11 protein-coding genes are annotated in these 13,230 nt (G+C 72.3%); 6 read left to right on the top strand and 5 right to left on the bottom strand.

All coding sequences use genetic code 11. The annotated features are described in order from the left end of the window. Window positions 1-2 precede the first annotated feature (2 nt). The gene (gene fdh, locus ABZW14_RS28660; RefSeq protein WP_355352339.1) at window positions 3-3,272 is read right to left on the bottom strand and encodes a formate dehydrogenase; all 3,270 of its coding nucleotides are present in this window, start codon (window positions 3,270-3,272) and stop codon (window positions 3-5) included. Between the two features lie 366 nt (window positions 3,273-3,638). Continuing rightward, window positions 3,639-4,223: a hypothetical protein gene (locus ABZW14_RS28655; protein WP_355352336.1), complete on the bottom strand. Its 585-nt coding sequence runs from the start codon at window positions 4,221-4,223 to the stop codon at window positions 3,639-3,641. Between the two features lie 376 nt (window positions 4,224-4,599). Here ABZW14_RS28655 and ABZW14_RS28650 point away from each other — a divergent pair, with 376 nt between their 5' ends. Beyond that, on the top strand, window positions 4,600-4,926 hold the full coding sequence (locus ABZW14_RS28650) for a hypothetical protein (RefSeq protein WP_107078942.1): 327 nt from the start codon (window positions 4,600-4,602) through the stop codon (window positions 4,924-4,926). Next, window positions 4,923-5,576: a nucleotidyl transferase AbiEii/AbiGii toxin family protein gene (locus ABZW14_RS28645; protein WP_355352332.1), complete on the top strand. Its 654-nt coding sequence runs from the start codon at window positions 4,923-4,925 to the stop codon at window positions 5,574-5,576. Before ABZW14_RS28650 ends, ABZW14_RS28645 begins: the two co-directional genes overlap by 4 nt. 43 nt (window positions 5,577-5,619) lie before the next feature. Here the strand turns inward: ABZW14_RS28645 and ABZW14_RS28640 are convergent, their stop codons facing one another. Beyond that, window positions 5,620-6,522: an SDR family oxidoreductase gene (locus ABZW14_RS28640; RefSeq protein WP_355352329.1), complete on the bottom strand. Its 903-nt coding sequence runs from the start codon at window positions 6,520-6,522 to the stop codon at window positions 5,620-5,622. Window positions 6,523-6,724: 202 nt separating this feature from the next. On the opposite strand from ABZW14_RS28640, the gene ABZW14_RS28635 reads away from it, so the two are divergent. Next, window positions 6,725-8,515, top strand: coding sequence for a 5'-nucleotidase C-terminal domain-containing protein (locus ABZW14_RS28635; RefSeq protein ID WP_355352326.1), 1,791 nt, complete (start codon window positions 6,725-6,727; stop codon window positions 8,513-8,515). A 63-nt stretch (window positions 8,516-8,578) separates the two neighbouring features. On the opposite strand, the gene ABZW14_RS28630 is transcribed toward ABZW14_RS28635, so the two are convergent. Further along, a complete protein-coding gene (locus ABZW14_RS28630) occupies window positions 8,579-8,767 on the bottom strand; it encodes a hypothetical protein (protein WP_355352323.1) in 189 nt (62 codons plus the stop codon). Between the two features lie 99 nt (window positions 8,768-8,866). Between ABZW14_RS28630 and ABZW14_RS28625 the strand changes: the two genes are divergently transcribed. Continuing rightward, a complete protein-coding gene (locus ABZW14_RS28625; RefSeq protein ID WP_355352320.1) occupies window positions 8,867-9,901 on the top strand; it encodes an NAD(P)-dependent alcohol dehydrogenase in 1,035 nt (344 codons plus the stop codon). On the opposite strand, the gene ABZW14_RS28620 is transcribed toward ABZW14_RS28625, so the two are convergent. Further along, entirely contained in the window at window positions 9,902-11,068 is a 1,167-nt protein-coding gene (locus tag ABZW14_RS28620; RefSeq protein WP_355352317.1) for a geranylgeranyl reductase family protein, read from the bottom strand. 149 nt (window positions 11,069-11,217) lie between these two features. On the opposite strand from ABZW14_RS28620, the gene ABZW14_RS28615 reads away from it, so the two are divergent. Continuing rightward, the gene (locus ABZW14_RS28615; protein ID WP_355352314.1) at window positions 11,218-11,454 is read left to right on the top strand and encodes a hypothetical protein; all 237 of its coding nucleotides are present in this window, start codon (window positions 11,218-11,220) and stop codon (window positions 11,452-11,454) included. A gap of 41 nt (window positions 11,455-11,495) precedes the next feature. After that, window positions 11,496-12,977 carry an MFS transporter gene (locus tag ABZW14_RS28610; RefSeq protein ID WP_355352311.1) on the top strand — a complete coding sequence of 494 codons (1,482 nt, stop codon included), beginning with the start codon at window positions 11,496-11,498 and terminating at the stop codon, window positions 12,975-12,977. The last annotated feature ends 253 nt before the right edge of the window (window positions 12,978-13,230 follow it).

Here is a 13,230-nt window from a genome sequence, read left to right as displayed (position 1 = left end):
GGTCATTCGTGGCTCCCGTCCGCGCCGGCCTCCGTGGTGATGATCGGGATGCGGTGCTCCGGCGTCAGCCCGGCGCGCCGCTGGTAGTCGGCCACCAGGTCCAGCAGGGCCGGACCGGTGGGCCGACGGCCGGGACGGACGTCGCAGGTGCCCACCTTGCTCTCCTGGATCAGCACGTTGGGATCCAGCGTGATCCCGAAGAGGTCGTTGACCGAGTCGCCGGTCACCATGCCCTCGCGGCCGAAGTGGTACGGCAGCCACACCTGGTGGATAATCCGGCCCTCCACCCGCAGCGGAGTGAGCCGGTCGGTGACCAGCACCTTGGCCTCGATGGCCGCCCGGCCGGTCACCAGGTGCGCCCACCCCAGGTGCGCCAGCCCGACCTCGGCGGCCAGCTCCGGCGAGACCTCCACGAACATCTCCGGCTGCAACTCCGACAGCGGCCGGACGAAGCGGCTCATGCCGCCGGCGGTGTGGTGCTCGGTGAGCCGGCTGACCGTGAAGACGTACGGGAACATCTCGCTGTGCCGCTCCGGCGGGCTCGGGTTCATCCGGTTCACCGGGTCCTGGTACACCTTGCGGATCGGGTTCGCCTGCTGGCCGTACATCGGGTTGCGCAGTGGCGACTCGGCGGGCTCGTAGTGCGTCGGCAGCGGCCCGTCGATGACGCCGGCCGGCGCGAACAGCCAGCCCTTCCCGTCGCCCTGCATGATGAAGGCGTCGTCGCCGGCGAGCCCCTCGGTGCCGACCGCGCCCTCGGGGGGCCGGTACGTCGGCGCCTTCGTCTTCTCGAAGTCCGGCACGTCGTAGCCGGTCCACTCGCCCTTGTCCGGGTCCCACCAGACGTACTTCTTGCGCTCGCTCCACGGCCGGCCCTCCGGGTCGGCGGAGGCGCGGTTGTAGAGGATGCGCCGGTTCGCCGGCCAGGCCCAGCCCCACTCGGCGGCCACCCAGTCCTGCTCGTGCCGGGACTTGCGGCGGGCGGCCTGGTTGACGCCGTCGGCGTAGACGCCGGAGTAGATCCAGCAGCCGACGGCGGTGGAGCCGTCGGCCTTGGCCTCCGGGAAGCCGCCCAGCGGGCGGCCGGTGGCCACCTCGTAGCCGTTGATCTCCTTGAGCACCGCCTCGGCGCTCGGCTCGGCGTGCGGGCCGAGCGTCGGGTAGTCCCAGCTCAGGTCGAGCAGCGCCCGGTCGCGGGGCTTGGTGGAGCCGGCCAGCTTCTCCCGCAGCACCCGGCCGAGGTGGTAGAAGAACCACAGCTCCGAGCGGCAGTCGTCCGGTGCGTCGACGGCCTTCTCCCGCCACTGGAGCAGGCGCTGGGTCTGGGTGAAGGTGCCCTCCTTCTCCACGTGGGAGGCGGCGGGCAGGAAGAACACCTCGGTGCGGCAGTCCTCCGGCACGATCTCGCCGGTCTCCACCTCGGGGCTGTTCCGCCAGAAGGTGGCGCTCTCGATCATGAACAGGTCGCGGACGACCAGCCAGTCCAGGTTGGCCATGCCGAGGCGCTGGGCCTTGCCGTGCGCCGAGCCGACCGCCGGGTTCTGGCCGAGCAGGAAGTAGCCCTTCACCTTCCCGTCGATCATGTTCAGCACCTGCTGGTACGTGCCGTGGTCGCCGGTCATCCGGGGCAGGTAGCCGTAGCAGAAGTCGTTCTCCGGCGTCGCCGCGTCCCCCCAGTACGCCTTGAGCAGGCTGGCCGCGAAGGCGTCGGCGTTGCCCCAGAAGCCCTTCTGGCCCGGGTGGCGGATGGCGTCCACCCAGTCGCGGAAGGTCGGGTGCTGGGCGTGGTGCGGCATCGGCAGGTAGCCCGGCAGCAGGTTGAACAGCGTCGGGATGTCGGTGGAGCCCTGGATGCTGGCGTGCCCGCGCAGTGCCAGGACGCCACCGCCCGGGCGGCCCATGTTCCCGAGCAGCAGCTGGATGATGGCCCCCGTACGGATGTACTGCACGCCGACGGTGTGCTGGGTCCAGCCCACCGAGTAGACCAGCGCGCCGGTGCGGTCCCGGCCGGAGTTCTCCGTCCAGGCCCGGGCCAGCTCCAGGAACTTCTCCTGCGGGATCCCGCAGACCCGTTCGACCATCTCCGGGGTGTAGCGGGCGAAGTGCCGCTTGAGGATCTGGTAGACGCAGCGGGGATGCTGCAGGGTCTCGTCCCGCGTGGTCAGGCCGAGCACCGGCATGCCGTGCGACTCGTGCCGCAGCGCGGCCGCGGTCTCCCGCTCCATGCCGGTGTCCGCGGCCCCGCCGCGGCGCTCCTGCCCCGCGTACTGCCAGCTCTTCTGGTCGTACGCGCGGGTCTCCGGATTGAAGCCGGAGAAGAGGCCGTCGAGATCCTCGGTGTCGCGGAAGTCGTCACTGACGATCGTGGCGGCGTTGGTGTAGGCCAGCACGTACTCCCGGAAGTCCAGCTCGTTCTCCAGGATGTACCGCACCACGCCGCCGAGCAGCGCGATGTCGGTGCCCGCCCGGATCGGCAGGTACGTGTCGGCGAGCGCGCTGGTCCGGGTGAACCGGGGATCCACGTGGAAGACCTTGGCGCCGCGCTTCTTGGCCTCCATCACCCACTGGAAGCCCACCGGGTGGGCCTCGGCCATGTTGGAGCCCTGGATGACGATGACGTCAGCGTTGACCAGGTCCTGCTGGAAGTCCGTCGCGCCGCCGCGACCGAAGCTGGTCCCCAGACCGGGGACGGTGGCGGAGTGTCAAATGCGGGCCTGGTTCTCGATCTGGAGCGCCCCCATCGCCGTGAACAGCTTCTTGATGAGGTAGTTCTCCTCGTTGTCCAGCGTCGCCCCGCCCAGGCTGGAGATGCCCAGCGTCCGGTTGAGCGGGCGACCCTGGTCGTCGACGTCCTCCCAGGTCTCGTCGCGGGCGGCGAGGACGCGGTCGGCGATCATGTCGAGCGCGACGTCGAGATCCAGGTCCTCCCACTCCGTGCCGTACGGCCGGCGGTAGCGCACCGTGGTCTGCCGCAGCGGGCTGGTCACCAGGCTCTTGCTGGCGGAGCCCTTCGGGCAGAGCCGGCCGCGGGAGATGGGGCTGTCCGGGTCGCCCTCGATCTGGGTGACCTGCCCGCCGGAGACGTAGACCCGCTGCCCGCAGCCCACCGCGCAGTAGGGGCAGACCGACCGGGCCACGCTGTCGGCGGTCTCGGTGCGCGCGGTCAGCGCCGCCGAGCGGGCCGACTGCGCCGCGGCGCCCCGGCCGAGCGGGTCGGTGCCGGTGAGCTGCCGGTAGACCGGCCACCCCTGGATGAAGGTCTTCACGCCCATCCCGGCACACCTCCTCCCCGGCTGGCGCGGGTAGCTGACCTTTTGAACATTAGGCCAGCCGCGGAGTGCTCGCGACCCGAGGCACAAAACAGCGGCGCCCCGACCGTGAGGCCGGGGCGCCGCTGGGCGTCGGTGTGCAGGTCGCCTCTCGGCGAGTGGCGCGACGCGGCTCCAGCCGGACGGTATTCCGCGAAGGCAATTTAGGTGAGGCCCGGGGACACTGGACACACCGACGCTCTGCACAACGGTACTGGCTCCGCTGTTCTTCCGCGCTGTCTCGGTGACCGCGGTCACCGGGTGTTCGCCGTACGGACGCGCCACCGGCCGGCACCCGTGTTCGGTGCCGGCCGGCGGTTCGTTCTCGGGTCAGCTGTTCCAGTACTGGCCGACGATGTCGGCGGCCTGCTGCTCCCACTGGGCGTAGGCGTCCGGGTAGGCCGAGACCTGCACGGTCTGGGCGGCCTCGGTCAGCGGCATGTCCTGCCAGCCGTCGACCTGCTTCAGGCCCTTGAGGAACGCGAGCGTGGAGTACTCGGGGTCGGTGATCTGCTCCGGCGAACCCCAACCGCTCGACGGGCGCTGCTGGAACAGGCCCAGCGAGTCGTGGTCGTTGGCGTCACCGAGGTGGCCCAGGTTCTCCAGCTTCGACTCCTGCAGGCTCGTGGCGATCGAGATGACCGCGGCCCGCTCCGGCAGACCGGCCTTCTTCGTCGCCGCGATGATCGCCTTCGCGTTACCGACCTGCTCGTCGCTCAGATCGATGCGCGACTGGGCGCCCTGCACACCGTGCGGGATCAGCTTGCCCGCGTCCGGCTTGTCCGCCTGCACCACCGCCGCCTCCGACAGCCCCGCCGGCGCCACCTCGTGGTGGTTCAGCGGACCGGCGGCCAGACCGCCGGCGACAGCCAGACCAGCGATACCGAGAACGCTCTTGCGCAGCATCGTGTTCATGGGGGTAGCTCCATTCGGGGGTCGGCGCCCACCCACACCGACCGGGGGGTCGGCAACGTGCCGGGTGTGCGCAAGCACCGTCAGGCGCTCAAAAGTCATTCCGGGGGATCATCGGCGCGCGGGCGGGGGGCCACTTCACCGCGCCGGACCATGTACAACGACCGGGGGCCCGCCATCATTCCGGGCCCGGGCCACCCGCGTCGGCGGGTCCGCCCTCCTCGGCCGTGCACACGGATTCAACGACCCCCACCCGCCCGCCATTCCGCCACCCGGGTGCCGCCGGTCACCACAGAACCGGACAGTCGCCCCAGACGGCGTACGGCGTCGGAAAGGTCGGGGCGATGGGAAAACGCCGGACAGGGGTTACCCTGACACCATGTCGGCCACCAGCACCGCGTACCTCGCCCGGCCCGGGCGACCCGCCGTGGTGGCGCGCACCCTCGGCGAGCTCGCCGGCCCCACCCGGGGCATCGTCGAGCTGCCGGTACGTCTGATGTGGAGCAGCGAGCGCGCGTTCGACCTGGCCGACCCCGACGACCTGCTCTGGATGTACGAGAACGTGCTGCGCGAGACCAGCCGCGTGGAGGATCTGCGCGAGCTGATCGACGGGGGGACCCTGCGCCGGGTGTGGCCGCTGTTGAACCTGCCCCGGGGCGTACGCCTGGCGTGGGAGAGCCGGCACCGGGGCCTGCGCACCGCGTGACTCACCTGCACGACTTCTACCGGGAGGTGGCCCGGGTGGCCCTCGCGGCCGCCGGGCCGCACCGGTTCGTGCTGGGCGGCGGGGTGGCCTGGGCCGCGCACGGCCTGGTCACGCGCCCGACCGAGGACGTGGACCTCTTCGCCGACGTCGAGGGCGCGGCCGCCGCGGCGTCGGCCGGGGTGCGGGCCGCGCTGGAACGGGCCGGCTACCAGGTGGCCGACGCCGACCCGGACGGCGAGCTGGGTGAGCTCTTCGACGGCTACGACCGGGACCTGCGCGACTTCGTGGTGAGCCGGGACGGCCGGCAGATCCGGCTCAGCCTGGCCCGGCTCGACCGGTACCGCAGCCCGGTGGTGATGGACCTGGGCCCGGTCATGGACGTCCGGGACCTCATCGCCAACAAGACCGCCGCGCTGGTCAACCGCCGCGAGGTGCGCGACTACATCGACGTCTCGGCCGCGCTGGACCGGTACGCGGTGGCGGAGCTGCTGGAGCTGGCCCGGCAGGTCGACCCGGCGCTGGACGCCGACGACGTCCGGGCGGCGGGGCGCTACCTGGACCGGGTACCGGACCGCCGGTTCGCCCGCTACGGCCTCGACCCGGGCCAGGTGGCCGAGGTGCGCCGCCGGATGGCCGCCTGGCCGCGGTGACCACGGGCGCAGCCGGGTGACCCGCCCGAGCCGGGACGCCCGCTCACCTGGTGAGCTTCCCTCCGGTGACGCCGAGGATCTCCCCGGTCACGTAGCTCGACTCCTGGGACGCGAAGAACACGTACGCGGGGGCCAGCTCGGCGGGCTGGGCCGGGCGGCCCAGCGGGGTGTCGGTGCCGAACTGCTTCACCTTCTCCTCGGGCATGGTGGCCGGGATCAGCGGGGTCCAGACCGGGCCGGGCGCCACCGCGTTGACCCGGATGCCCTGGTCCGCCAGGTTCAGCGCGAGGGCCTTGGTGAAATTGGCGATGGCGGCCTTGGTCGTGGCGTAGTCGAGCAGCTGCGGCGCGGGATTGAACGCCTGGATCGACGAGGTGTTGATGATGGCCGAGCCCTCCGCCAGGTGCGGCACCGCCAGCTTGCAGAGCCAGAACATGGCGTACACGTTGGTCTTGAACACCCGGTCGAACTGGTCCGTGGTGATGTCGAGGATGCCCTTGTCCTGCGACATCTGGAAGGCCGCGTTGTTGACCAGGATGTCGATGCCGCCGAGGTCGGTCAGCGCCCGCTCGATCAGCTCCCGGCAGTTCGCCTCCTCCCGCACGTCGCACCGCACGGCGACCCCCTTGCGCCCGGCCTGCTCGACCAGGCTCACGGTCTCCCGGGCGTCCGCCTCCTCCTCGTCGCCCAGGTAGGAGATCAGCACGTCGGCGCCCTCCCGGGCGTACGCGACGGCGACCGCCCGGCCGATCCCGGAGTCACCGCCGGTGATCACCGCCCGCTTGCCGGAGAGCCGGTCGCTGCCCCGGTACGACTCCTCGCCGTGGTCCGGCTTCGGGCCCATCTCCCGTTCGGTGCCGGGCGCGGACTGCTGCTGGCCGGGCTGGCCCTGCCGCTGGCCGTACTGGCGGGTGGGGTCCTGCCGGGTGTACTGGTCCTCGCTCACCGGGTCTCCCTCGTGCCGTCGTTGCCTTCCGCCCTACCCGGGCTTCGGCAGCGGAAACGACGCCGGTGGTGTTACGCGGCGAGAGGCCGCGGCGCTGGTGGTGTGAGATACCTCGGGGCGATGTGGCGTCTGTGACTACCGGTCGTTATGGTGCGCAACGGCGCCCACGAGGCGCGCGTCCACCCCCATGGAAGGGCACCTCATGACCTCCTCCTCCGGCGCCTCGCGCCGCCAGGTGCTGGCCGTCGCGGCCGCCGCCGCGACCGCCCCCCTGATCGCCGGCGCTCCCGCCGAGGCCAAGCCGAAGCCGCCGAAGACCTGGGACCTCACCGTCCTCGGCACGTCGGACACCCACGGCAACGTCTACAACTGGGACTACTACCGCGACGCCGAGTTCGACGACAGCAAGCACAACGACGTCGGCGTCGCGAAGCTGGCCACCCTGGTCAACCAGATCCGCGCGGAGCGCAAGGGCAAGGCGACCCTCGTGCTGGACGCCGGTGACACCATCCAGGGCACCCCGCTGGCCACCTACTACGCCAAGCAGGAGCCGATCACCAGCACCGGTGAGACGCACCCGATGGCCAACGCCATGAACGTGCTCAAGTACGACGCCGTCACGCTGGGCAACCACGAGTTCAACTACGGCCTGCCGCTGCTCGCCACCTGGATCGGCCAGCTCGGCTTCCCGGCCCTGGCCGCGAACGCGATCAACGAGAAGACCGGCAAGCCGGCCTTCCTGCCGTACGTGATCAAGGAGGTCGCGCTCGGCGGGTACGACTCCCCCACCCTGAAGGTCGGCATCCTCGGCCTCACCAACCCGGGCGTGGCCATCTGGGACCGGGCCAACGTCGAGGGCAAGCTCGTCTTCGCCGACATGGTCGCCACCGCCGCCAAGTGGGTGCCGGTGATGCGCGAGCGGGGCGCCGACCTGGTCATCATCTCCGCCCACGGCGGCGACAGCGGCACCTCCAGCTACGGCCCGGAGCTGCCGAACGAGAACCCCGTCGCGCTCATCGCCGAGCAGGTGCCGGGCATCGACGCCATCCTCTTCGGCCACGCCCACAACGAGGTGCCGGAGAAGTTCGTCACCAACAAGGCCACCGGCGCGCAGGTGCTCACCTCGGAGCCGTCGAAGTGGGGCCAGCGGCTGACCCGGATGGACTTCACCGTCACCAAGGTCAAGGGCCGGTGGCAGGTGGTCACCAAGTCCGCCACCACGCTGAACACCAACACCGTGGTCGAGGACCCGGCGGTGCTCGCGGCCGTCCGCGGCCAGCACGCCAAGACCGTCGGGTACGTCAACACGGTCGTGGCGCAGTCGGAGGTGGAGCTGTCCACCGTCGAGTCGCGGTACAAGGACACCCCGATCCTGGACTTCATCAACCACGTCCAGGCCGAGGTCGTCACCCAGGCCCTGGCCGGCACCGCGTACGCGAGCCTTCCGGTGCTGTCGCAGGCATCCCCGTTCAGCCGGACGGCCGTCTTCCCGGCCGGTGACGTGCGGATCCGCGACGTCGCCGGGCTGTACGTCTTCGACAACACCCTGGAGGCGGTCGTGATGACCGGCGCCGAGGTGAAGGCGTACCTGGAGTACTCGGCGAAGTACTTCAAGACCTGGGCGGCCGGGACCACGATCGACCTGGACAACATCAACGACCCGAACGTGCCGGACTACAACTACGACGTGATCTCCGGTCTCGACTACGACATCGACATCGCCAAGCCGATCGGGCAGCGGATCACCCGCCTGGTCCTGCCGGGCACCGACACCCCGGTCCCCGCCGACGCCCAGTTCGTCGTTGCGGTCAACAACTACCGGCGCAGCGGTGGCGGCAACTTCCCGGGCATCGTGAAGACCCAGGTCTACAACCAGCAGCAGGAGATCCGCCAGCTGCTCATCGACTGGGCGCAGGCCAAGGGCGTGATCCGTCCGGCCGACTTCTTCGTGCCGAACTGGAAGCTGGTCCGCGAGGGCGTGCCGGTCTTCTGATCCGTGCCACCTGCGACGGGCCCCGGGTGCCGCACCCGGGGCCCGTCGTCGTCCCCGGGCCGGTCAGCCGCCGGCGTTTCGCAGGTACCACTCGTGGTCTCCGCCGGCCGGGTCGGGCCGGTCCCGGCGCGGCTCGGTCTCGGTCGACTCCACCCGGTCCTCGGGACGCACCGCCGCCGGCAGCTCGCCGAAGCGGACGTGCCGCAGGAACGCGTACTCCTCGTCGGTGAACGACTCGCGCGGCTCGCTCATGACCGCATTCTGCGCCCACCCGGCCACCCGCCGCATCAACCGATGCGGCGGGGGTAAGCCGCGGCGACGACCCGTCGGGCGACGAGGTGGAGGACGACCATGCGCGCGGTACGGATGACCGCCCCCGGGGTGCTGGAGCAGGTGGAGGTGCCCACCCCTACCGCCGGGCCCGGTGAGGTGCTGCTGCGCGTCGGCGCGGTCGGCGCCTGCCACTCCGACCTGCACATCCTGGATGCTCCGGCCGGGGCCTTCCCGGTCCCGATGACCCTCGGCCACGAGATCGCCGGCACCGTCGACCAGGTCGGCCCGGGAGTCACGAGCTGGTCCGCCGGCGACCGGGCGGCGGTCTACGGGATCATCGGTTGCGGCCGCTGCCGGGCCTGCCTGCGGGGCGCGGAGAACCAGTGCCGCACGGTTCCGGTCGGCGGCATCGGGCTCAGCCGCGACGGCGGTCTGGCCGAACACGTGGTGGTGCCCGCGTCCCGGCTGCTGCCTGTCGGGGACATGGAGCTGACGCAGGCGGCCCCGCTCACCGACGCCGGGCTGACCCCGTATCACGCCGTCGAGCTGGCGCGGAGCCGGCTGCGCCCGGGCACCTCCTGCGTGGTGATCGGCATCGGCGGGCTGGGCCACATGGCGGTGCAGATCCTGGTCGCCACCACCGCGGTGCGGGTCATCGCCGTCGACACGAGCGTCGCGGCCCTGGACCTGGCCACCCGGATGGGCGCACATGAGGTGGTGCAGGCCGGGCCGGACGGCGTGGACCGGATCCGGGCGCTGGTGGGTCAGCCGCCGGACGGCGCGGACGTGGTGCTCGACTTCGTCGGCGCCGACCCCACCGTCACCACCGCCCGGCAGGTGGTGGCCACCGGCGGTCAGGTGCTGCTGGTCGGCCTGGCGGGCGGCACCCTGCCGGTCCGGCCGGTGGCCGACGAGCCGCCGACCCTGCCGCTCGAGACGGCGGTCGAGGTGCCGTTCTGGGGCACCCGGGCGGAGCTCCAGGAGGTGATCGCCCTGGCCCGGTCGGGTCAGGTGCACGCCGACGTGCAGACCTTCCCGCTGGCCGACGCTCCGGAGGCGTACGAGCGGCTGCGCCGTGGGGAGATCCACGGCCGGGCCGTCATCGTGCCCTGACTACCGCGGGCGCGCACCGGACCGTTCGCCGGCTCCCGGCCGCCACGGCGGCAGCCGGTCCAGCAGGGCCAGGCCGGCCCGCACCGAACGGTGCGACAGGACCCCGTTGAAGCTTCCCCGTCCCTGGCAGAACCGCACGAACATCCGCCAGCCGGGCGGGGTGGCCAGCAGCGCGTGGAACACGTCGGGCCGCCGGGTGAAGACCTCCAGCAGCCGGTGCCCGGCGCGCATCTCCGGCACCAGCCGGAGGTGGACCTCCTGCTCGTAGAGGTCGAGCGAGCCCTCGGCCACCGCCTCGCCGGACATCCGGCCGGACCGGAGGGCGTAGCTGATGCCCTCCCGGCTCCACGGCTCCAGCAGGCCCGCCGCGTCACCGGCCACCAGCACCCGGCCCCGGCGCAGCGGCGAGTCCTCCGCCCGGCACCGGGTCAGGTGGCCCGAGTCGTGCTCCGCGGTGACCCCGGACAGGCCCAGCCGGGCCACGAAGTCACGCAGGTAGGCACGGGTCCGCTCCCCCTCGCCCCGGCCGGCGATGACGCCGACGGTGAGCCGGTCGCCCTTCGGGAAGACCCAGGCGTACGAGCCGGGCACCGGGCCCCAGTCGATGAGCACCCGCCCGCGCCAGCGGTCCTGCTCGGCGGGTGGGACCGGCAGCTCCAGCTCCAGCCCGAGGTCGACCTGTCGCCAGGTCACCCCGACGTGCCGGGCTGTCACCCCGGAGGAGCCGTCGGCGCCGATCACCGCGCGGGCGCGCACGGTGTCGCCGTCGGCCAGCCGCAGGCGTACCTCGTCGGGGTCCTGCTCGACGGCGCGGACCGCGACGCCCTCGCGGACCTCGGCCCCGGCGGCCACCGCGGCGGCGCGCAGCCGGTCGTCGAACTCCTCCCGGCGGACCATGGCCACCAGCGGCGCGGAGTCCCGGCGGGTGAAGCCGCGTCGCCCGTCCCGGGTGAAGGTGATCCGGTCGACCCGGTCGTGCGCGGGCACCTCGATCCGGTCGGTGATCTCGGTGAGCGACGTGCCGATCAGCCCGCCGCCGCAGGTCTTGTACCGGGGATGGGTGGCCCGCTCGACCACCAGGGTGCGGACGCCGGCCCGGGCCGCCGCGTGCGCGGCGGAGAGTCCGGCGGGGCCGCCACCGACGACGACGAGGTCCCAGATGATCACGGGTGCAGCCTAGGCCACGACGTCACCGCCCCGCCCCGCGCGCGCCGCCCGCGACCCCCCGATCGGGTGGGCATCATCGGACGCCGCCCGGGTAACCGCCGGGCGCAGACCGCCCGCCGGTCGGGCGGTCCACGCCGAGGAGGGAAGCGATGCAGCAGGTACAGCTGTCTGCGATCGAGGAACGGGTGTACCAGGCGGTGACCGCGCTGGAGGTGCGGGGGCACGTCCCCTACCCGGACCTGATCGCCCAGGAGGCCGGCATGTCCCCGGATGAGCTCAGTGAGCCGCTGCACCTGCTCACCGAGCGGGGGCTGCTGCACCGGGAGGACTCCCCGATGGCCGGGCTGGACTTCGGACCGCGGTGGTGCGCTCGCCAGCCCGCGTGACATGGTCGTTTGCCCCACCGGGGTCCGGGTAGCGATCGGGGATGGATGATCGACGGTCTTCGGGAGGCACGATGAGCAGGGACCGGTCGTCGGCGCCGGCGGACACCGGCGGACCCGACGACCGGCGTCGATGGAAGGCGCTCAGCGTCGGGCTGGTCGCGGCGTTCATGACCCTGCTGGACGTCAGCATCGTCAACGTCGCCGTGCCGTCGATCGACCGGGCGCTCCACGCCACGCCCAGCGACCTGCAGTGGGTGCTGTCCGGCTACGCCCTGACGTTCGGTCTGGTGCTGGTGCCGGCCGGGCGGTTCGGCGACGCGCGCGGCCGGCGTACCGCGTTCGTGGTCGGGGTGGCGCTGTTCACCGTGACCAGCGCGCTGGCCGGGCTGGCCCGCTCGCCGGAGTGGCTGGTCGCCGCCCGGCTGGTGCAGGGCGCCGCCGCCGGTGTGGTCAACCCCCAGGTGAGCGGCATGATCCAGCAGTTGTTCCGCGGCGCCGAGCGGGGCCGGGCGTTCGGCCTGCTCGGTGCCACCATCGGCATCTCCACCGCGGTCGGCCCGCTGCTCGGCGGGCTGCTGATCCAGCTCGGCGGGGAGGAGCACGGCTGGCGCTGGGTCTTCTTCGTGAACATCCCCGTCGGCATCCTCGCCGTGGTGCTCGGCTGGCGGCTCATCCCGGCCCGCCCGGCCGGTCAGCCGGACCGCCACCGGCTGGACCCGATCGGGGTGCTGCTGCTCGGCGTCGGGGTGACCCTGGTGCTCCTGCCACTGGTCCAGCGGCAGCAGTGGCACGGCGCCGGCAAGTGGGCGCTGATCCCCGCCGGTCTGCTCTTCCTGGCCGGCTTCGCACTGTGGGAGCGGTGGTACGGCCGGCACCGGCCACCCCTGTTCGACCTGCGGCTGTTCCGGCTGCGCTCGTACACGCTGGGCTCGCTGATCGGCCTGGTCTACTTCGCCGGGTTCACCGCGATCTTCTTCATCTTCACGCTCTACCTCCAGGTCGGGCTCGGCTACAGCGCGCTCGTCGCCGGCCTGGCCATCACCCCGTTCGCCCTCGGCGCGGCGGCCGCATCGGCGGTGGGCGGCCGGATCGTCACCCGGTACGGCCGCCCGCTCGTCGCCACCGGCCTGCTCGTGGTGATCCTCGGCCTGCTCGCCACCGTGTGGGTGCTGCGGGACGAACCGCGGCACTCGGTTCCGCTGCTCCTCGCCGTGCCGTTCCTGCTGGCCGGGCTCGGCAGCGGCCTGGTCATCGCGCCGAATCAGACGCTGACCCTCTCCGAGGTGCCCGTGCCGCAGGCCGGCAGCGGGGCGGGCATGCTCCAGACCGGACAGCGGATCGGCTCGGCGGCCGGCATCGCCGGGGTCGGCGCGCTGTTCTTCTCCACGCTGGCCGACAGCCGGGGCGACTTCACCGTCGCCTACCGGCACTCGCTGCTGCTGGCCGTCGGGATCATCACGGTGGCCCTGGTGGCGGCGCTGGTCGACGTCGTCGCCGGGCATCGTCGCTCCGGCTCCTCCTGACCTTGGGTTGCGCTTGGGGGCTGGGGGCGCTGTCCTTTGAGCTCCGGATACGCCGCTGGCCGGCACCCCGTCGTTCGGGGTGCCGGCCAGTGGTTCGTTTTTGGGGTCAGCTGTTCCAGTTGTGGGCGACGATGTCGGCGGCCTGCTGCTCCCACTGCGCGTAGGCGTCCGGGTAGGCCGAGACCTGCACGGTCTGGGCGGCCTCGGTCAGCGGCATGTCCTGCCAGCCGTCGACCTGCTTCAGACCCTTCTC

Origin of the sequence: Micromonospora sp. NPDC004551 (genome assembly GCF_040609975.1) — a bacterium.
Lineage (GTDB): Bacteria > Actinomycetota > Actinomycetes > Mycobacteriales > Micromonosporaceae > Micromonospora.
Note: the sequence above shows the minus strand (reverse complement) of the source record. Positions and strands in the feature narration are given on the sequence as shown.

Excerpts from the sequence above, each read along its gene's own strand:
- ABZW14_RS28650 (WP_107078942.1), top strand. The coding sequence starts at position 4,600 with ATGTCGGCCACCAGCACCGCGTACCTCGCCCGGCCCGGGCGACCCGCC.
- ABZW14_RS28625 (WP_355352320.1), top strand. The coding sequence starts at position 8,867 with ATGCGCGCGGTACGGATGACCGCCCCCGGGGTGCTGGAGCAGGTGGAG.
- ABZW14_RS28615 (WP_355352314.1), top strand. The coding sequence starts at position 11,218 with ATGCAGCAGGTACAGCTGTCTGCGATCGAGGAACGGGTGTACCAGGCG.
- ABZW14_RS28610 (WP_355352311.1), top strand. The coding sequence starts at position 11,496 with ATGGATGATCGACGGTCTTCGGGAGGCACGATGAGCAGGGACCGGTCG.
- ABZW14_RS28655 (WP_355352336.1), bottom strand. The coding sequence starts at position 4,223 with ATGAACACGATGCTGCGCAAGAGCGTTCTCGGTATCGCTGGTCTGGCT.
- ABZW14_RS28630 (WP_355352323.1), bottom strand. The coding sequence starts at position 8,767 with ATGAGCGAGCCGCGCGAGTCGTTCACCGACGAGGAGTACGCGTTCCTG.
- ABZW14_RS28635 (WP_355352326.1), top strand. The coding sequence starts at position 6,725 with ATGACCTCCTCCTCCGGCGCCTCGCGCCGCCAGGTGCTGGCCGTCGCG.